The organism is Dactylosporangium sp. NPDC049742, from assembly GCF_040674675.1.
Lineage (GTDB): Bacteria > Actinomycetota > Actinomycetes > Mycobacteriales > Micromonosporaceae > Dactylosporangium > Dactylosporangium maewongense.
Map to the genome: position 1 here is coordinate 70,123 of NZ_JBFANF010000052.1, position 18,121 is coordinate 88,243.

General features: G+C 71.6%; 24 protein-coding genes. 17 read left to right on the top strand and 7 right to left on the bottom strand.

From position 1 onward, the window contains the following. Positions 1 to 15: 15 nt before the first annotated feature. Positions 16 to 759 (bottom strand): FCD domain-containing protein, encoded by a 744-nt coding sequence (locus AB0J72_RS43135; RefSeq protein ID WP_363410575.1) that lies wholly within the window; start codon positions 757 to 759, stop codon positions 16 to 18. Positions 760 to 887: 128 nt separating this feature from the next. Here AB0J72_RS43135 and AB0J72_RS43140 point away from each other — a divergent pair, with 128 nt between their 5' ends. From AB0J72_RS43140 to AB0J72_RS43170, 7 genes are all read left to right on the top strand, one after another. Beyond that, positions 888 to 1,406 (top strand): flavin reductase family protein, encoded by a 519-nt coding sequence (locus AB0J72_RS43140; RefSeq protein WP_363410578.1) that lies wholly within the window; start codon positions 888 to 890, stop codon positions 1,404 to 1,406. A gap of 111 nt (positions 1,407 to 1,517) precedes the next feature. Beyond that, positions 1,518 to 2,714 (top strand): acyl-CoA dehydrogenase family protein, encoded by a 1,197-nt coding sequence (locus tag AB0J72_RS43145; protein ID WP_363410581.1) that lies wholly within the window; start codon positions 1,518 to 1,520, stop codon positions 2,712 to 2,714. Between the two features lie 19 nt (positions 2,715 to 2,733). Next, positions 2,734 to 3,588: a fumarylacetoacetate hydrolase family protein gene (locus tag AB0J72_RS43150; RefSeq protein WP_363410584.1), complete on the top strand. Its 855-nt coding sequence runs from the start codon at positions 2,734 to 2,736 to the stop codon at positions 3,586 to 3,588. 11 nt (positions 3,589 to 3,599) lie between these two features. Further along, positions 3,600 to 4,532 (top strand): VOC family protein, encoded by a 933-nt coding sequence (locus AB0J72_RS43155; protein WP_363410587.1) that lies wholly within the window; start codon positions 3,600 to 3,602, stop codon positions 4,530 to 4,532. Then, positions 4,532 to 4,768, top strand: a complete 237-nt coding sequence (locus AB0J72_RS43160; RefSeq protein WP_363410590.1) for a hypothetical protein — start codon at positions 4,532 to 4,534, stop codon at positions 4,766 to 4,768. Before AB0J72_RS43155 ends, AB0J72_RS43160 begins: the two co-directional genes overlap by 1 nt. Before the next feature lie 30 nt (positions 4,769 to 4,798). Next, on the top strand, positions 4,799 to 6,505 hold the full coding sequence (locus tag AB0J72_RS43165; RefSeq protein ID WP_363410592.1) for an acetoacetate--CoA ligase: 1,707 nt from the start codon (positions 4,799 to 4,801) through the stop codon (positions 6,503 to 6,505). A 44-nt stretch (positions 6,506 to 6,549) separates the two neighbouring features. Beyond that, entirely contained in the window at positions 6,550 to 7,782 is a 1,233-nt protein-coding gene (locus AB0J72_RS43170; protein ID WP_363410595.1) for a vanadium-dependent haloperoxidase, read from the top strand. 39 nt (positions 7,783 to 7,821) lie between these two features. On the opposite strand, the gene AB0J72_RS43175 is transcribed toward AB0J72_RS43170, so the two are convergent. From AB0J72_RS43175 to AB0J72_RS43190, 4 genes are all read right to left on the bottom strand, one after another. After that, on the bottom strand, positions 7,822 to 8,490 hold the full coding sequence (locus AB0J72_RS43175) for a GntR family transcriptional regulator (protein ID WP_363410598.1): 669 nt from the start codon (positions 8,488 to 8,490) through the stop codon (positions 7,822 to 7,824). Positions 8,491 to 8,556: 66 nt separating this feature from the next. Then, positions 8,557 to 9,378, bottom strand: coding sequence for a cytochrome c biogenesis protein CcdA (locus AB0J72_RS43180; protein ID WP_363410601.1), 822 nt, complete (start codon positions 9,376 to 9,378; stop codon positions 8,557 to 8,559). Positions 9,379 to 9,380: 2 nt separating this feature from the next. Beyond that, positions 9,381 to 10,145, bottom strand: a complete 765-nt coding sequence (locus AB0J72_RS43185) for a thioredoxin domain-containing protein (RefSeq protein WP_363410604.1) — start codon at positions 10,143 to 10,145, stop codon at positions 9,381 to 9,383. After that, positions 10,142 to 10,450 carry a hypothetical protein gene (locus AB0J72_RS43190; protein WP_363410607.1) on the bottom strand — a complete coding sequence of 103 codons (309 nt, stop codon included), beginning with the start codon at positions 10,448 to 10,450 and terminating at the stop codon, positions 10,142 to 10,144. The genes AB0J72_RS43185 and AB0J72_RS43190 overlap by 4 nt, the downstream gene beginning before the upstream one ends. Positions 10,451 to 10,538: 88 nt before the next feature. On the opposite strand from AB0J72_RS43190, the gene AB0J72_RS43195 reads away from it, so the two are divergent. From AB0J72_RS43195 to AB0J72_RS43240, 10 genes are all read left to right on the top strand, one after another. After that, the gene (locus AB0J72_RS43195; RefSeq protein ID WP_363410610.1) at positions 10,539 to 10,739 is read left to right on the top strand and encodes a hypothetical protein; all 201 of its coding nucleotides are present in this window, start codon (positions 10,539 to 10,541) and stop codon (positions 10,737 to 10,739) included. A gap of 48 nt (positions 10,740 to 10,787) precedes the next feature. Then, on the top strand, positions 10,788 to 11,294 hold the full coding sequence (locus tag AB0J72_RS43200) for a GNAT family N-acetyltransferase (protein ID WP_363410613.1): 507 nt from the start codon (positions 10,788 to 10,790) through the stop codon (positions 11,292 to 11,294). Between the two features lie 269 nt (positions 11,295 to 11,563). Further along, positions 11,564 to 12,079, top strand: coding sequence for a sigma-70 family RNA polymerase sigma factor (locus tag AB0J72_RS43205; RefSeq protein WP_363410616.1), 516 nt, complete (start codon positions 11,564 to 11,566; stop codon positions 12,077 to 12,079). After that, positions 12,076 to 12,672: a hypothetical protein gene (locus AB0J72_RS43210; RefSeq protein WP_363410619.1), complete on the top strand. Its 597-nt coding sequence runs from the start codon at positions 12,076 to 12,078 to the stop codon at positions 12,670 to 12,672. Before AB0J72_RS43205 ends, AB0J72_RS43210 begins: the two co-directional genes overlap by 4 nt. Positions 12,673 to 12,737: 65 nt before the next feature. Next, a complete protein-coding gene (locus tag AB0J72_RS43215; protein WP_363410622.1) occupies positions 12,738 to 12,914 on the top strand; it encodes a hypothetical protein in 177 nt (58 codons plus the stop codon). A 91-nt stretch (positions 12,915 to 13,005) separates the two neighbouring features. Then, positions 13,006 to 13,503: a DinB family protein gene (locus tag AB0J72_RS43220; protein ID WP_363410625.1), complete on the top strand. Its 498-nt coding sequence runs from the start codon at positions 13,006 to 13,008 to the stop codon at positions 13,501 to 13,503. A gap of 88 nt (positions 13,504 to 13,591) precedes the next feature. Then, a complete protein-coding gene (locus AB0J72_RS43225) occupies positions 13,592 to 14,119 on the top strand; it encodes a hypothetical protein (protein ID WP_363410628.1) in 528 nt (175 codons plus the stop codon). 124 nt (positions 14,120 to 14,243) lie between these two features. After that, a complete protein-coding gene (locus tag AB0J72_RS43230; RefSeq protein WP_363410631.1) occupies positions 14,244 to 14,603 on the top strand; it encodes an antibiotic biosynthesis monooxygenase in 360 nt (119 codons plus the stop codon). Positions 14,604 to 14,649: 46 nt separating this feature from the next. Then, positions 14,650 to 15,408: a poly-gamma-glutamate hydrolase family protein gene (locus tag AB0J72_RS43235; RefSeq protein ID WP_363410634.1), complete on the top strand. Its 759-nt coding sequence runs from the start codon at positions 14,650 to 14,652 to the stop codon at positions 15,406 to 15,408. A gap of 166 nt (positions 15,409 to 15,574) precedes the next feature. Further along, complete coding sequence (locus AB0J72_RS43240) at positions 15,575 to 16,144, top strand: dihydrofolate reductase family protein (RefSeq protein ID WP_363410637.1); 570 nt, start codon at positions 15,575 to 15,577, stop codon at positions 16,142 to 16,144. A gap of 154 nt (positions 16,145 to 16,298) precedes the next feature. Here the strand turns inward: AB0J72_RS43240 and AB0J72_RS43245 are convergent, their stop codons facing one another. Then, on the bottom strand, positions 16,299 to 16,574 hold the full coding sequence (locus AB0J72_RS43245) for a hypothetical protein (RefSeq protein WP_363410640.1): 276 nt from the start codon (positions 16,572 to 16,574) through the stop codon (positions 16,299 to 16,301). Positions 16,575 to 16,958: 384 nt separating this feature from the next. Further along, the gene (locus AB0J72_RS43250; protein WP_363410643.1) at positions 16,959 to 17,795 is read right to left on the bottom strand and encodes a peptidoglycan-binding protein; all 837 of its coding nucleotides are present in this window, start codon (positions 17,793 to 17,795) and stop codon (positions 16,959 to 16,961) included. Between the last annotated feature and the right edge of the window lie 326 nt (positions 17,796 to 18,121).

Below are 18,121 nucleotides of genomic sequence, written 5' to 3' on the forward strand. Positions count from 1 at the left end.
TCAGGTGGCGGGGTGTCAGCCGGTCGGGTCCAGGGCGGCGGGGGCGGTCATGTTGTGTTCGCGGATGAGGGCGAGGGCCTGGTGCTCGTCGCGGGTGGCGATGGCGTCGATGAGGGCGGCGTGCAGGTCGTAGCGGCTCTGGATGTACTCGGGAAGGGCCTGGTCGCCCAGGGGCTGCACGGCGAGGGTGTGCGACTCGATGATCTCGAGCAGGCTGAGGTAGAACGAGCGGAGCATGGCGTTGGGGGTCACGTCGGCGATGCGGGCGTGCAGGGCCCAGTTGGCGTGGATGAAGGCGATGCCGTCCAGGTCGGCGGCGGCGGCGCGCATGCGGTCCAGCTCGCGGCGCATGGCGGTGACGTCGGTGGGGCCGGCGTGGCGCAGGGCGTCCTCGACGAGGAGGGGGTCGAGGGCGTCGCGGAGGCGGACGGCGTCGGCGACGGAGGCGGCGTCCTCGTCGAGGGCGAGGACCGAGTTGCCGAGGCGGACGAGCGGTGACTGCCGGTTGGCGAAGAGGCCGCCGGTGCGGCCCGGGCGGACGTCGATGACGCCGCGGGCCTGGACGAGGCGCAGCGCCTCGTTGAAGGTGCCGACGGACACGCCGCAGTAGACGCGGAGCTCCTCCTTCGTGCCCAGGCGGGCGCCGGGCTCGGCGGCGGCGGCGAGGGCGGCGAGCCGCTCGGCGGCCTGCTCGGGGCGGCGCGGGGCCGCGGCGCGTTCCCAGTCGGCGCGGCGCAAGGCGGGTGGATCGGCAACCATCAGCGCCTCCAGCGTCGGTCGGACCAGTCCCGAAAAACTACCATGCTGATTTAGCCCGGAACACTTGACGGGCGACCGCACCCGAACCAAGCTGGCTAAACCAGCATGGTGGTTTGAAGGGAGCGGTCATGCGGGATCAGGACTTCCGGGACCTCATGGCCGGCGTGTGCGCGCCGGTCACCGTCGTGACCACCGCCGACGGCGACGGCCCGCACGGCGCGACGGTCAGCTCGTTCGCGTCGCTGTCGCTGCGCCCGCCGTTGGTGACAGTCGCGCTGGACCGCCGCTCCGCACTGCTGGCACGGATCCGCGGCAGCCGCCGCTTCGGGGTGAACGTGCTCCGCGACACCGACGACGACCTGGCGCTGCTCTTCGCCCGCCGCGACGCGGACCGCTTCGGCCAGGCCGACTGGCACCCCTCGCACGGGCTGCCGCGGCTGGAGACCGCGGCGGCCTGGGCGGTCTGCGAGCTGTCGCAGGTCGTGGAGGGCGGCGACCATCTCCTGCTCGTCGGGCTCGTCACGCACGCCGAGTCGAGCGGCCTGTCGCCGCTGATCTACGGGTACCGCACCTTCGGCACCCACTCGCGCTTCGCGGCCCGGCCGAGACCCCCGATCGCCGACAGCATCGCCGCCTGCGCGCGCTAGCCGAGCGCACACCAACAAAGGCGCGCACCGAACAGACCCGCCCGCCCGGCACACGCCGTACAAGAGCCGCCAACGCCAACAGAAGCAACCAACACCCCACAAGGAGCTTCGATGACCGCCGTGCACACCGAACCCGTCAGCGCCGCCGAACTCGTCGCCCGCGCGAAGGAGCTGCGACCGCTGCTGGAGCGCAACGCCGCCGCCGGCGAGCGGGACCGGAGGGTGGTCGAGGAGAGCATCCAGGCGCTCACCGACGCCGGCCTGTTCAGGATCGCCGTGCCGAAGCGGTACGGCGGCTACGAGACCTCCCTGCGCACGATGCTCGACGTGTCCGCCGCGGTCGCCGAGGCCGACGGCGGGACCGCCTGGGTGCTCACTCTGACCAACGTGTGCAACTGGATGGTCGGCCTGCTGCCGCAGCGGGCGCAGGACGAGATCTTCGGTGCCGACCCTGATGCCAAGGTCTCCGGTGTACTGGCACCGACCGCCACCACCACGAAGGTGGACGGCGGCTGGCGGGTCACCGGCAAGTGGTTCTACAACTCCGGCTCCTGGCACGCCACCTGGGCCGGACTCGGCATCCCGATCACCGACGAGTCCGGCGAGGTCGTCAACCAGGGCCTCGCGATGATCCCGCGCACCGACCTGGGCCTGGAGGACACCTGGTTCGTCGCCGGGATGAAGTCCTCGGGCAGCAACTGCCTCGTCGCCGAGGACGTGTTCGTGCCGGAGCACCGGGTGCTGCTGGTCCCGCCCGCCATCAACGGCGAGTACCCCAGCGAGCACCTGGACACCGAGGCGTTCTACCGCTCCGCGCTGGTGCCCGTCCTCGCGCTGGTCCTCGTCGGCCCGCAGCTCGGCATGGGCCGGGCGGCCCTGGACTACGTGGTCGGCAAGGCGCCCAAGAAGCCGATCTCGTACACCTTCTACACCGCGCAGACCGAGTCGGTCGGCTTCCAGCTGCAGATCGCCGAGGCGGCGCGGCTGATCGACACCGCACACCTGCACGCGTACCGCGCCGCCGCCGATGTCGACGAGGCCGCCGCGCGTGGTGCTTACCCGGACTTCACGACCCGCGCCCGGGTGCGCTCCGACACCGGCTACGTCGCCGAGTGCATCACCAAGGCGATCGACATCCTGCTGTTCGCGCACGGCGCCGGGTCGTTCGCCGACGTCAACCCGCTGCAGCGGATCTGGCGCGACTCGGCCACCGCGGCCCGACACGCCGTCGTGTCCCCGCAGGTCAGCTACGAGCTGTACGGCAAGGCCCTGCTCGGGGTCGAGGAAACCATCACCCCGCTCATCTGAACAACCTGGAGCTTCCGACATGCGCATCGCCAATCTCAAGGGCCGGCTCGTGCTGGTCACCGCCGACGGCACCGGCGCCGTCGATGTGGAACGGGCCAGCGGCGGCCGCTTCGGCCCCGACCCGCAGGCCGTCTACGAGCAGTGGGCCGACTTCACCGCCTGGGCCACCGAACCGTTGCCGGCCGGTGAACCGTTCGCCGTCGAGGACCTCGGGGCGCCCGCGCCGCGGCCCCGGCAGGTCCTCGCCATCGGCCTCAACTACTCCAAGCACGCCGCCGAGTCCGGGTTCGCCGTCCCCGACGCGCCCACGGTCATGTTCACCAAGTGGCCGTCGTGCCTGACCGGGCCGGTCACCACCGTCGAGCTGCCCGACGGCGGCAGCACCGACTGGGAGGTGGAGCTGGTCGTCGTCATCGGCGCCACCGCCCGCAACGTGCCGCAGGAGCGGGCGTGGGAGCACGTCGCCGGCCTGACGGTCGGCCAGGACCTGTCGGAGCGGGTCCGGCAGACGGCCGGGCCGTCCCCGCAGTTCAGCCTCGGCAAGTCGCTGCCGGGCTTCGGGCCGACGGGGCCGTGGCTGGTCACGCCGGACGAGCTCGACGACCGCGACGACCTCGAGCTCGGCTGCTCCGTCAACGGTGAGGAGGTGCAGAAGGGCCGCACCCGCGAGCTGATCTTCTCGGTGCCGACGATGGTGTCGAAGCTGTCGGCGGCGCTGCCGCTGCTGCCCGGCGACGTGCTCTTCACCGGTACCCCGGCCGGCGTCGGCATGGGCCGCACCCCGCCCCGTTTCCTCGCGCCCGGCGACGAGCTCGTCAGTTATGTCACCGGGATCGGCGAGCTCCGCCAGCGTTTCGTCGCCGCCACGAACTGAGAGGACCGCACATGGCTCTGCACCGGCTGACCCAGATCGTGATGGGCGTGCCAGACGTCGCGGCCACCGCCGCGTATTACGAGGACTTCGGCCTGACCCCGACCGCCTCCGGCGGCGGTCATGCCTTCGCCACCGCGGACGGCGGGGAGCAGCTGCGCGTCGTGCACAGCGACCGTCGCCGGCTGGTCCAGCTCGGCGTCGGCGCCGACGACCCCGACGACCTCGACCGCGTCGCGTCGTCCCTGGCCGCGCTGGACGTCGCGGTCGAGCGCACCGCGACCGGGGTCCGTGCTTTTGACCCCGGTAGCGAGGTCACCGTCGAGATCGGGATCGCGCCACGGTACGAGCAGCCGCCCACGCCCGCTCCGCCGTACAACACGCCGGGGGTGAACGCCCGCGTCGGCGAACGCGCACCGGGCATCCTCCGCGACCACCCGGTCCGGCCGCGCAAGCTCGGCCACGTCGTGCTCGGCTCGACCGACCAGGCGTTCTCGCAGCGGTTCTTCACCGACGGCATCGGCTTCAAGGTCAGCGACACGGTCCCCGGCCTGGCGGCGTTCCTGCGCTGCTCCACCGACCACCACAACGTGCTCGTGCAGCAGGCGCCGGTCGCGTTCCTGCACCACACGTCGTGGCAGGTCGACGACGTCGACGAGGTCGGCCGCGGCGCCACCGCGATGCTGGAGAAGGACCCGTCGCGGCACGTGTGGGGGCTGGGCCGGCACCACGTCGGGTCGAACTTCTTCTGGTACCTGCGGGACCCGGCCGGGAACTTCTCCGAGTACTACTCCGACCTCGACTGCATCGTCGACGACGCGCTGTGGACCCCGCAGGTGTGGGAGGGCGCGCGCGGCCTGTTCCGGTGGGGTCCGCCCCCGCCGCCGTCGTTCCTGGCTCCCGAGGATCTCGCGGAGCTGATGACCGGCGCCCACCAGCCCGGCTGATGGAGCCGATCTGGAAGCCCGCCCCGGCGACGGTCGAGGCCGCCACCATCACCCGGTTCGCCCGCTACCTGACCGGGCGGACCGGGGTGGAGTTCGGCGGCTACCGCGACCTATGGGAGTTCTCCGAGCGGCGGCTGCCGGAGTTCTGGGCCGCCGTCTGGGACTTCTTCGACGTCCAGGCCGACGGCACCCCCGGCACGGTCCTCGCCGGCGACGCGATGCCGGGCGCGACATAGTCCGCCGGCACGGTCCTTGCGGGCGACGCGATGCCGGGCGCGACCTGGTTCCCCGGCACTCGCCTCAACTATGCCGAGCACGCGCTGCGGCACGGCCTGCCCGGCGCGGTCGCCGTCACGGCGGTCGCGGAGGACGGCGCGACGAGCACGCTCACCTGGGGCGAGCTGCGCGGGCAGGTCGCCGCGCTCGCGCAGTGGCTGCGGCGGGCCGGCGTGCGCCGCGGCGACCGGGTCGTCGGCTACCTGCCGAACACGCCGCACGCCCTGGTGGCGTTCCTGGCCACCGCCAGCGTCGGCGCGGTCTGGTCGGCGTGCGCGCAGGACTATTCGGCGCGGGGCGCCGCGGCCCGCTTCGCGCAGCTGGAGCCGGTGGTCCTGATCGCCGCCGACGGCTACCGCTGGAACGGCACGGCGCACGACCGGCGCGCCGAGGTGGCCGCGCTGCGGGCGGCGCTGCCGACGGTCCGCGCCACGCTCTCCGTCGGCGGCGTTGATGCTGAATCCTGGGAAGCCGTGGTCTCGGCACCGGCGGAGCCGTGCTTCGACCGGGTGGACTTCGACGCGCCGCTGTGGGTGCTGTTCTCGTCCGGGACGACGGGGCTGCCGAAGGGCATCGTGCACGGCCACGGTGGCGTGCTGCTGGAGCACCTGAAGCTGCTCGGGCTGCACCTGGACGTCGGACCGGACCGGCCGCTGTTCTGGTACACCAGCACCAACTGGATGATGTGGAACATCGTCGCGTCGGCGCTGCTCGTCGGCGCCCCCGTGGTCCTGTACGACGGCAGCCCCACCCACCCTTCACCGGACCGGCTGTGGCAGATCGCCGCCGCGTTCCGGGTCGCGGCGCTCGGCGTCAGCCCCGGCTATCTCCTGGCGAGCGCCCAGGCGAGGCTCGCGCCCGGCCGGGACCTGGACCTGGGCGCGCTGCGGACCGTCGGCGTGACCGGCGCACCGCTGTCGGCGGCGTCCTACCAGTGGGTCCACGACCACGTCGGGGCCGGGGTGCAGCTGGCCTCGGTCAGCGGCGGCACCGACGTGGTCAGCGGCTTCGCCGGCAGTGCGCCCACGACACCGGTGTGGCCGGGCGAGATCTCCGCGCCGCTGCTCGGCGTCGCGCTCGCGTCGTTCGACCACTGCGGGCGGCCGGTGGTCGGCGAGGTCGGGGAGCTCGTCGTGACCCGATCGATGCCGTCGATGCCACTGTACTTCTGGCGAGACCCCGACGGGTCGCGGTACCGGGAGGCCTACTTCGACGCCTTCCCGGGCGTGTGGCGGCACGGCGACTGGATGCTGACCACCTCGCGGGGCAGCGTCGTGGTGTCGGGGCGCTCCGACTCGACGCTCAACCGGCACGGCGTGCGCCTCGGCAGCGCCGACATCTACGCCGTCGTCGACGGTCTCCCGCAGATCCGGGACTCGCTCGTCATCGGCGCCGAGCTCGGCGACGGCGCCTACTGGCTGGTCCTGTTCGTCGTCCTCGCCGGCGACGCCGCGCTCACCGACGCGCTCGTCGCGCAGGTGAAGGCCGCGATCCGGGCCCAGGCGTCGCCGCGGCACGTCCCCGACGACGTCATCGCCGTGCCCGCCATCCCGCACACCCGCACCGGCAAGAAGCTCGAGGTGCCGGTCAAGCGGCTCATCCAGGGCCATCCACTGGAGCAGGTCGCCGCCCGGGACGCGGTCGACGACTTCGCCGCGCTCGCCAGGTTCACCGCGTACGCCGGCGGTCCGCGCTAGATACACATTGATCCGATAGGAATAGGCGGGTTATGGTCTGCGGCATGCAGACATCGATGCTCTCCCGCCGCCTGCTGCTCGCCTCCGCGGGCGCCGGCGCCGTCGGCGTCCTCACGCTCCCCGGGCGCGCCGACGCCGCCGGCGGCCGCGTGGACACCCTGCTGGAGTGGTACGACCTGACCGCCGCGACCGTCGGCGTCATCGCCGGCCCGCAGCAGGTCACCAACAGCCGCACCTGGGCGGTCGCCTGGATCGCCGCCGGCCGGGCGGTCGCCGCCACGCGCAGCGAGCTGGCCCTCGCCGCCGCCGTCCACCACGCGCTCGTGACGATCACGCCCGCCGCCGCCGCGACCCTCGACGCGGCGCTCGCCGCCACCGTCGCACGGATCGGCGGCCGGCACGCCGACCGGGCCGTGCGGGCCGGGGTCGACGCCGCCACCGCCGTGCTCGCCGAGCGCGGCGGCGACGGGCTCGACCTCGCCTCGGTCAACCGGCCGTTCACCGTGCCGCCGGCAGCGCCGGGCGTGTGGCAGCCGACGCCGCCCGCGTTCGCCGCGCCCGTCCAGTCCGGCCAGGGCGACGGCCGGCCGTTCCTGGTCCGCGACGTCGAGCCGCTGCAGCCCGGCCCGCCGCCAGCCCTGGACAGCGCCGTGCACCAGCGAGACCTGGCCGAGATCCGGGCGGTCGGCGCCGCGGCGAGCACCGTGCGCACCGCGCAGCAGACCGCCGTCGCCAGGTTCTGGGCGCAGACGTCGCTCAACGGGTACACGGGCGCGCTGCGCACCACGCTCGCGCCGCACGGCTCGCACAGCGCCGCCCGCCGCTCCCTGGCCGACCGGATCGCGCTCGTCGCGGTCTTCCACGCCGCCACCATCGACGCGCAGATCACCACGTACCGCGCCAAGTACCGCTACCTGGCCTGGCGCCCGGTCACCGAGATCCGCACCGGCGCGGTCGCCCCCGACCCGGCGTGGACGCCGCTGCTCGCCACGCCCGCACACCCCGAGTACCCGAGCGGCCACACCACCTACGCGGGCGCCGCGCAGGCCGTCCTCGACACCCTGGCCGGCCCGCCCCGCGCGGCGTTCGACCTGACCAGCACCGCCGCACCCGACGTGACGCTGCGCTACACCTCCTGGCACCAGCTCACCCGCGACAACATCGACGCCCGCGTCTGGGAAGGCGTCCACTACCGCCACACCGACGAGACCGGCGCCGCCGTCGGCCGCCGCGCCGCCCTCACCGCCCTGTCCCGCTGGCACGGCCGCACCCTGTAACCCCCATGGTGTGGGCGCCGCCTCGCGGTGCCCACACCGCTATCTCGCGGTCGACGAGCCGTCCGCGTGGGCGGACGAGGCCGGTGGGGCGTAGTTGTCGGCCAGGTGCTGCCGGAGCGCGTCCGTGAACCCGGCGGTGTCACCGGTGCGCAGGCGCTCGACGAGGTCCTCGTGCTCGGCGATGATGTCGTCGGACCTGGCCAGCAGCCGGTCACCCTTGTTGAACAGCAGGAACCGCTGGCGGTCGGCGAGCCGGTCGTTGAGCTCCAGCAGGATGTCGTTGCCCGCGGCCTCCACGAACGCGCGGTGGAAGCCGATCGTCAGCTCGATGAACCGCCGGACGTCGCGGGCCTGAAACGCCTGGCGCTGCGCCGCGATCGACTCGCGCAGCCGGGCGGCCAGCTCCTCGCGGCTCGCCTGGCTCGCCCGGCTCGCCCCGGTCGACTCCAGCATCAGGCGGGCGTCCTCGAGGTCGGCGACCGCGCGCTCGCTCAGTCCCTGGACGAGGGCGCCGCGCTTGGGGTAGATGACGATCCACCCCTCATCCTGCAGCCGGCTGAGCGCGGCCCGCACCGGCGTGCGGCTGACCCCGATCTCCGCGGCCAGGGACTCCTCACCCAGCATGGTGCCGGCGGGGTGGACGCCGTTGAGGATGCCGTCGCGCATCACCTGGTACGCCCGTTCCGCCGCGCTCGGGCTGCCGTCCAAGGCCTTCTCTCCTCCACGGTGACACGACGTACGCGTGACCAGTATCCACCGGCCGTCGCCGCGGACTCACCGGCGGGCCGCGCGGGCCGTGCGGGCGGCGCGGGCGCGGACGAGGAGCCAGGTCGCGGCGGCGCCGCCGATCGCGATCACGGCCACGAGCAGGTCGGGCACGCCGCCCGTCGCCTGCCGCACCCGGCCCTCCAGCGCGGCCTGGTCGGAGGCGCCGAGGATGCCGTCCAGCGCCGTGGTGCCGTCGGTGACCAGCAGCAGGACCCCAATCGCCACGGTCAGGGCGCCGCTGACGACTCCGGTCCAGGTGTTGCTCCACCGCCCGAGGCGGACCCGGCGGGGCCGGACCAGCCCGCGCACGAACGGCAGGCGCCCCCACAGCAAGGCCAGGACCAGCAGTGGGAGCGCCATGCCGGCGGCGAAGACGAGCAGCACGACGCCGCCGTAGAGGGCGTTGCCGCCGACCGCGGCGACGGTCAGCACCGCGCCGAGCAGCGGACCGGCACAGACCCCGGCGAGGCCGTACACCGTGCCGAGCGCGTAGACGGACGCCGCCGACGTGCCCTCCGTCCCGCCGCGGGACAGGCCCGGGACCGGGATGTCCGCCAGCATGACCAGCCCGAGCCCGATCACGACGGTCGCGGCGCCGGTGACGAACGCGTCCCGGTGCTGGTTGACGAACGCGCCGACCGTCCCGGCCAGCACCCCCAGCGGCACGAGCGTCGTGATCAGCCCCAGGTAGAACACGGCGGTGCGGCTGATCAGCAGGCCCGGACCGGCGAACGCGTAGGAGAAGAACGCCGGCAGCAGCATCGCCGAGCACGGGCTGAGCAGCGTCAGCACGCCGCCGAGGAAGGCGCCGAGCAGGCCGAGTTCCACGCTCAGCCCGCCTTGGCGATCGCCGCGTCCAGGTACTGGCGGAACACCGCGATCGGCTGCGCGCCGGACAGGGAGGTGCCGCCGGCGACGAAGAACGGCACGGTGGTGACGCCCAGCCGACCGGCCTCGCTGTTGCTCGACCGTGCCGCGGCGCGCAGGCCCGCGTCGTCCAGGTCCGCGGTGAACCGTCCGAGGTCGGGCACGCCGGCCTTCTCGGCGAACGCGACCAGGCGTTCGCGCGGGAGGTCGGGATGGCCCTTGTCCGGCGCATCGCGGTACGCCGCGGCGAGGTACTCGAAGAACCGGCCCTGCTCGGCGGCGGCCCGCGCGGCGACGGCGCCGTCCTCGGACTGCTCCCCGAAGAACGCGACGTCGTGGATCTCGATGCGGACCTTCCCGGTGTCCACGTACTCACGCTGCAGCACGGGCAGCGTCTCGCGGTTGAACACGGCGCAGAACGGGCAGCGCATGTCCGTCCACTGCACCAGGACCACGGGCGCGTCCACGGCACCGACCGCCATCGGGTCGCTGTGTTGGCGGCGCACGAACGCGAACTCGCCGGCTCGGGCGCCACCCGCGCTCGCGGAGGCCGCCGGGGACGACGGGTCCGCGGCCGGGCCTGCGATCGGGCCGGCTCGTCCGCCGGTGAGTTGGGCGGCCAGGACGACGCCGAGGAAGGCCACGACCGCGCCGGCGGCGATCGCGACGCGCCGGTTGCGGCGTTGCCTCGCCTGCCGGAGGCGAGCCGCCTGCTGATGACTCTTCATGAACGTAGGATACATGATGTATACAAGCCGTATCCCACGAAGCCCCGTACGAAGGAACCGCTGGCCCGATGGCCGTCACCGAGTACGTCGACACCGCCGAGACCCGGCTGGCGCTGCACCAGCGGACCCTGAGCGTGGTCATGGCATCGCAGGTGTTCAGCGGTGCCAGCCTGGCCGCCGGCGTGACCGTCGGCGCGCTGCTCGCCGAGCAGATGCTCGGCGCGAGCGCCCTGTCCGGCCTGCCCGCCGCCCGTCGCCGTCGCCTCCGGCGTCACCCTCCTCGCCGCCGGCGTCGTCTCGGCCACCGCCCCCGACGACTCCTTCCCGCTGCTCGCCCTCGCCCTGATCCTGCTCGGCCTCGGCTGGAACCTCGGCCTCGTCTCCGGCACCGTCATGATCACCGACGCCGCACCGGTCGACCGTCGCGCCAGGATCCAGGGCAACGTCGACCTGTGCATCGCGCTCGCCGGCTCCGGCGGCGGCATCGCCAGCGGCCTGGTCATGACCGCCACCAGCTACGCCACCCTCGGCATCACCGGCGGTCTGCTCGCCCTCGCCGTGATCCCGTTCGTCCTCATGCGCACCCGCACGTGACCACACGCCCGGCCCTCCTCCCACGGCGCGGTGTGATGCAATCTCGAAGTGGCGCGTCAGAGTCAGGACCACGGCGTCCTCAGCGGCCGCATGGTCCGGCTGCGCCCGGTCGTCGAGGAAGACCTGGATCTTCTCGCCGGCTGGTTCGGCGATCCGGGCTTCATCGACCACTGGGCGGACACGCCGCTCACGCGCGAGCAGGTGGCCGCGAAGTACATCGGACGGCGCCGACCCGAGGTCGAGTCCTTCATCGTCCTGGCCGGCGACGCGCCGGTCGGATACGCCCAGTACTGGCACGCCGGCGAGTCCGAGGGCGGGATCGACCTGATCCTCGAACCCCGCGGGCGTGGACGTGGCTACGGCCCTGACGCCGCCGACGCGCTGGCGCGGCACCTCCTGCAGGACCTGCACTGGACCCGCGTCACCGCCGACCCCGTCGCGACCAACGCCCGCGCGATCCGCGCATGGGAGAAGGCCGGGTTCCGTCGCGTTGCCCAACACGGCGAAGCGCTCATCATGGAACGCCGCCGGTCCCGCCCGGACAGCACCCAGTAGTGCGTGGACGGTTTTCGGGCTGTCGCGCGAGTACGTTGCGGGCGCGCTCGTGGGAGTGCCGGCAGGGAGGACGGAGACCGGATGGCGCAGGTGTGGGCTCTGCTTGCGGGGTTGGTTGGGGTCGGGGTGCGGGAGGTCTTCGTAACGGTGCGGCATGTTTCGGCGGTGCGGGCCGCCGAGCGGGTGGCGCGGCAATCGCGGGGGAGGTGTGCGGTCAGGTGGAGTTGTACGGCCCGGAGCGCTGAGGTGGTTGTGGCCAGGCCGGAGCGGTGAGCCGGTACGAGGGTTACGAGGCGTTCTACAAGGAGGCGTTCGCCCGGGTGCTGTTCCGGGCGTTGTGCATCACCGGCAACAAGGAGCTGGCCTGGGACGTCGCTCAAGAGGCCATGTTGGTGATGGTGGAGAGGTGGGACGAGCGTCGCGGGCGCACGTTCGATGACAACCTCAGGTACGCCGCCGGAGTTGCCGGGAAGCAGGCGCTGAGTGCTCGGCGGCGTATCGCTGTCCAGGTGAGGACCCTCATCCAGCTCGGCGGGTGGCGGGAGGCTGTCGCGGTGCCCTTCGACGTCGAGGTTGAGTTCGCGCATGACCTGATGGCTGCGTTGGATGGGATGAGCGTTCAGGAGCGGGCCGTGGTGGTGCTGAGCGTGTCCGGGTTGAGTACCGGCGACGTGGCGGACGCGCTCAAGATCACGCAGTCGACGGTGCGCAGTCATAAGCAGAGGATCCGGCGGGGGCTGGACCTGCCATCGGTTGTGCTTGCCCTGGGGGAGGGGGACGCGTGAAGGAGTTCGGAAGGCTGGCCCGAGAGGCCGAGGAGCGATTCGTCGCGGCGGCGTCCATCGACGCGGTGGCCGGGATCGCCGACGTCATGCGCCGGCGTGCCGCGCACCGGCGCGCTGACGCGTTCAGGAGGGTCGCGTGTCTGGTGGTGCTCGCCGGCATGCTGCTCCTGCCGGGGATGCGCCCCGCCCCAGGCATCGATGCCGACGTGCAGCGCAAGGTGGACCTGTACCTCGCCGCGAATCCCGGGGGACGGCAGACGGGTCCGGGAAAGGTCAGCTACAACAATGGTGCGGTGGTGATCACCGTGGCCGGCGGCAGGGCGGTCGACTGCCCGCTGGGCTCGGTGTGCTTCTACGATCGGCCCTACTTCGGGTATCCCCGGGGCGAGGTCCACGATTGCGGATGGCAGGACCTGTCGACGTTCGGCTGGCAGGACCGGATCGAGTCCGCGGTGTTCAACCGCTCGCACGGGCTCGCACAGTTCTTCGACTCGGGAACGGAGCTGTTCTCGGTGGGCGTCGAGTATCGATCGGTGCCCTATGCGGGTACCGGGGCCATAAACAGGGCAACTCAGGTGTATGTCCAATGCTGATGAGGTAATGCAACTCACGAGCCGATGCGGTCCTGCGCCTCGATGAAGCCGTCAGCATCGGCATCATGGAGGCGACCGTGCACCTGCTCGACCTTCAACGCGCGCTTGGCCGGCCGCCGAACGTACCCCCCGACGGCTTGGCGCATACGACGGGGCTGCTCGCCGGGATGGCGTCGCCGGTCGACTTCATCGAGGCCGCAACCGGTCGGAGTTCGGTCCAGCTGTTCCCGGTGTTGACCTGAGCGGAACGGCTGGCACGGCGGAGCTGGCGTGCGTGGCCGGAGTCAGCTTCGGGGTCGGCGAGCCGTGTCCGCTGTCGATACTGTGTGGGACGTGGCGACCGACACGTTCTCGACCGCGACCGAGCGAGATGCTCTGTGCGGCTTTCTGGACCAGGCGCGGGATGCGTTGATCCGTAAGGTCGACGGCTTGTCCGACAAGGATGCGCGCATGGCTGCGACCGTGAGTTCTCTGTCGTTGCTGGGTCTGCTGAAGCACTCGGCTGTCTGGGAGCGTAGATGGTTTCAGGTCATCTTCGCGGGGCGCAGCTTTCCGGACGAGTGGCCGACGGTGGTGGACGAAGGCCAGGACGCCACCTTTGCTCTCACCGGCGATGACACGGTGGAGAGTGTTGTGGCGTACTACTTGGAGCAGATCGCGGCCTCTCGGGAGATCGTCGCCGGCGTCGACCTCGACGCGCGATGCGCACGGTCGGACCTGGTTGACGAGAACCTGCGTTGGGTGGCAATCCACCTGATCCAGGAGACGGCGCGACACGCTGGCCATGCCGACATCATCCGCGAGGCCATCGACGGCAGTCGCGGACTCTGAGCCGGTGCGCGTACCGCTCTACGGGAGGTGGACGAACGGCTCCGCCGCGGGCGCACGCTGAGCGTGACGCAGGTGTATACCTCAAGGCATGCGCTGGTTGATGGGGATCTGGGGCACGTTCCTGGCGGTCGTGTTGGGGATGGCGCTGTGGCAGACGTGGGAGGACGCCCACGGCGGCGAGGCCGTTGCCACCGCGCAGCGGGTCGAGCAGCAGCCGCTCACCGTCGGCTCGGTGACCGTCGACCAGCCGCCGCGGTACGCCGCGGTGTTCGTCCTGCCTGACGGCACCCGGTGTGAGGCCACCACCAAGGTCTTCCCGGACCTCGACAACATCGCGGCCGGCGACACCGTCACCGTGCACTACTCGCGTTGGCAGCCATGTGCCAACGTCCGGCGGCCCGACCAGTGGCATCCGACGCTGGCCGGGGTGCTCACCGTGGGTATCGCCGTGCTGGTCTTCAGCGGGACGGTGTTCGCCGCGCTGATCAGCCGCGCCCGGGCCCGCGGCAACGACCCGGACGCCACCTGGGAGGACGACGGCCCAGGCTTCGAGACGGGACCCGAGGATCACAGGCCAGCCGGGTTCCTGCGGAAGCTCCCGGGTTGGCGCTCGTAGGGCCGGCCGGCGCCGATGTACACGAAACGCGGTGCCGCCGGGCTGTTCGCCGGCTTGGGCGAGCGCGGCGGACGGGGCTGGCCCGTGCGGACAAGCATCGACTACTTTGGAATGCAGGTACAGGATGATCGCACGGACATGGCGGGGCTGGGCTTCGCCGTCGACGGCCGACGACTACCAGCAGCATTACGAGACCGACGTCGCTGAGCACCTGAGACAGGTGCCGGGATTCCGCGGTGCGCGGCTGTTGCGCCGTCGCGACGGCGGGGAAGTGCTGTTCACCTCCATCACGTTCTTCGCGAGCATGGACGACGTGCGTGCGTTCGCGGGCGAGGAGCCCGAGCGAGCCGTGGTGGAGCAGGCCGCCCGCAATGCTCTGACGCGGTGGGACGAGTTCGTGACACACGACGAGGTCGCCGTCGTCGTAGATCCATATCAGCCACGTACGCTGTCGACTCAGACGAATATTCACGGGGAGGCATGACTTGACTACCATCAGTCGCCGCACGGTTCTTGCTGCCATCGGTGCCGTGGCTGCCGCACCGGCCGCTGCCGTCGCACTCGCACCTGCTGCCGCCTATGCCGCCGACGACTACGCCTCGAACACGGCGCTCTATGCGGATCCCACGCTGGCCGAGGGTGTGGACTACGCCCGCCGGTACCGCCGCCACGAGGCGGTGGACGGCAGCGACACGGCCTCCTACCCGTTTCCGGACACGGTCGTGCTCGCCCTGCACGGTGGCGGCATCGAGCCGGGCACCTCGGAGCTCTGCATGGCCGTCGCCGGCTACCACCCGGCCACCGGATCGGTCGAACCGGTCGGCGGGCAGACCTACGACTACTGGATGTTCGAGGGCATCCGCGCATCGGACAACAGCCCACTGCACGTCACGTCCACCCATTGCGACGACCCGGTCGCCCGCGCGCTGACCGCCGGCGCTCGGCGCGCCGTCTCACTGCACGGCTGCACCCCGGCCCAGGCCGGCCTCGCCGACAGCGCAGCCGCGGTCATGGTCGGCGGACGGGACACCACCCTCAAGAGCCAGCTGCTGTCCCGCTTCGCAACCGCCGGCATCCAGGCGTACGACGCGGCCGGCGTCCCCGCACTCAACGGCGACGACCCGGCGAACATCGTCAACCGCACACTCGCCGGCGGCGGCGTGCAGCTCGAGATCACCACCCCGCTGCGGACCGCGATGTTCACCACCAACACCCGGGCGCAGCGCAAGAACACCACCACAACGACCTTCTGGCAGTTCGTGACCGCAGTACGGTTGGCGCTGCAGTAGCAGCCTCCCGTCGCCCAGCTGCATCAAACGTGCTCAACCGCTGACGGCCACCGACCACGACGGTGTTGAGTAGGTGGGATCGGGCACCGATGAGAAATGGCGCCGACAGCCGTCTGAGTACGGACCGGTGAAAACGCGCTGCGCGTATCAAGGGAGAGCAAACGAGATGAGACCACTTCGGTACTCGATCAACGTCACGCTTGATGGCTGCTGTCATCACGAGGCGGGGCTTGCCCCGGATGAGGAGTCGATGCGCTACTGGGCTGCTGAGATGGAACGAGCCGACGCCCTGCTGTTCGGCCGGGTGACCTACGGGATGATGGAGTCGGCGTGGCGGCGGCCGGCCACGGGCGCGTGGCCGGACTGGATGGGTGAGTGGCAGGTCCCGTTCGCCGAGACCATCGACCGGGCGAAGAAGTACGTCGTGTCGAACACGCTGAGCGAGGTCGATTGGAATGCCGAGCTGGTGCGAGACGACTTGGGGCAGGCGGTTCAGCGGCTCAAGCAGGAGCCGGGCGAGGGCCTGTTCGTCGGTGGCGTGACGCTCCCCCTGGCGTTGGCGGATCTGGGACTGATCGACGAGTACGTGTTCGTTGTGCAGCCGGTCCTTGCCGGACACGGGCCGACGTTGCTCGCCGGTCTGCGGGAGCGCATCCAGCTCGAGCTCGTGGATCGCCATGAGTTCCGGTCGGGGGTGGTCGCCGTGCGGTACCGGCCCACGCGAGTAGCGGCCTGACGTGATGTGTCCCGGCGCGTTGGCCGCTGCCTCGCGCCGGGGCGAGACAGCACAGCGAGGCTCCCGGTTGGGACTGTCATACCGGGAGCCTCGCCCTCATCGATCTCCGGCGCGGCGAGCCGCTGCCACGAATCTGCCGGAGGAGTCCGGTGCATCATCTGTACAACGGCAGCCCGAGACTGTTCAGGATCGCGTCATGGTGCTCTTCGGCGAAGGTGTACTCCTTGCACCCGAGTAGCGCCGCCCGCACGCGTTCCGGATCGACCTGCCCGATCGCGAACGGCATGAACCACGCGGGATCCGCACCGATCGGCCCGCTCGGCGACTCGTCGTCGGCGAGCACCCTCCCGTCGAGCATGGACCGGAACACTCCGTCCTCGTCCTCGAACATCTCGACCAGCATGCCGATATCCGAGACGTAGCGGTGCACCCGCGCCCCGCCGGCATACCGCGTCCAGGTACTGCTCCAGGGCCGCCCGCTGGCCGGCGTCCGGCGACTTCGCGACCTCGGCGCGGGCCGCCTTGCTCAGCCGCGGAACCATCTCCTCGAGCTTCGCCTTCAGCTCAGCTGCCTTGGTCGTGTCGCCCTGGTTCGTGGCGGTGACGTACTGGCCCCACGTGTTCGTCAGGATCAGCCGCTCTGGCGCGTAGACGTCGTCGATCGCCTGGCACACCGACGCGACGGTGACGCTGGGCGCGGTGCTCGCGGCGGGCGCCGCGCTCGCGGTGCCGGCCGTATTCGCGGCGGGCCTGCGGTACGGCTGAACGAACAACGGCCGACCCCGCGATGGGGTCGGCCGTTTCGAAGCGACGGCTACCGTCGATACTTCTCCCACCACGTGAACGCCACCCGATAGGCCGACGGCGTGTCGTCCGCAGCGTGGTTGGCCAGCCCGTTCTTGCCGAAGTAGTAGTCGTGCACCTGGTTGGCCGCCCCCGTGGCCAGGTCGGTGTCGGAGATCGCGACGGCGTGGATGTGGTACGGCCAATCTCCCTGCGACGGATTGCGCAGCCAGGCGGCGAACCCGACGGTCCGGAGCGCCTGGACGGTCTGCCATCGCTGCGTGGTGCTCAGACTGGCGACCGAGATGTCCACCGCTCCGCCCGCGTCATGTGTACCGGCCGAGCTCGGGTTCGCCGACGTGTAGGACCCCTGGCTGAGCGTGATGCTCCAGGACAGCTTGGCATCGGCCGCGGCGAGCATGTCGCGGGTCCTGGCGTTGACCCGTTCGCCACCGTACGAGCTGGTCCGCGACCCGGTGCTGATCGGCCTGGTGACCGTGTACCGGCCGCTGCCGAGCGTAGTCAGCGACGACGGCCCCGGATACCCGTTGGCGTCCAGGCCCGAGTATCCGAGTGAGCGCTGCCAGGCCGCGTACGCCGCGACGGTCGAGGTGCCGTAGTGCCCGTCGACCGAGCCCGAGGCCAGGAAGCCCTTCGCCGACAGCGCCCGCTCGACCTCCAGCACGCTCGCCGCCGCGCCGGGAGTCTGCCCGGTGCCGCTCTTCGGCGGGTCGACCTGCGCGGCGAGCATGACCTGCTCCATGTCGACGACCGGCAGCGCTGCGGCGGCCGGCCCGCCGAACGGCACGACAACCCCGAGCAGCGCGAACACCACCGCTCCACGGGACAGCACGGCGGAAAGGTTCATGGCGAGCTCCGATCCAGGCATCGACAGACAGGGATGAAAAGAAGCTACAGGATCATCGATAAAGATGGAAGAAACCTGCGAAGCGGCGGCGGGTTTATTCATCGGGGTTCGTGACCCGGGTGGTCCCAGGCGGACCGTTGCTTGTCGACTTGGAACCTGACACAGAAGAGGGCTGGCCCTACAGGGCCAGCCCTCTCAGTTCGAGCAGTGTGCTACCCGGTGAACGTGGCGGTGATCTGGGTGAACTGCCAGTTGTTCTGGGCGATGCCGCTGCAGTTGGACACGACGCCGCCGCCGGGGCAGGGGCGGTCGCGGTTGACGGACCA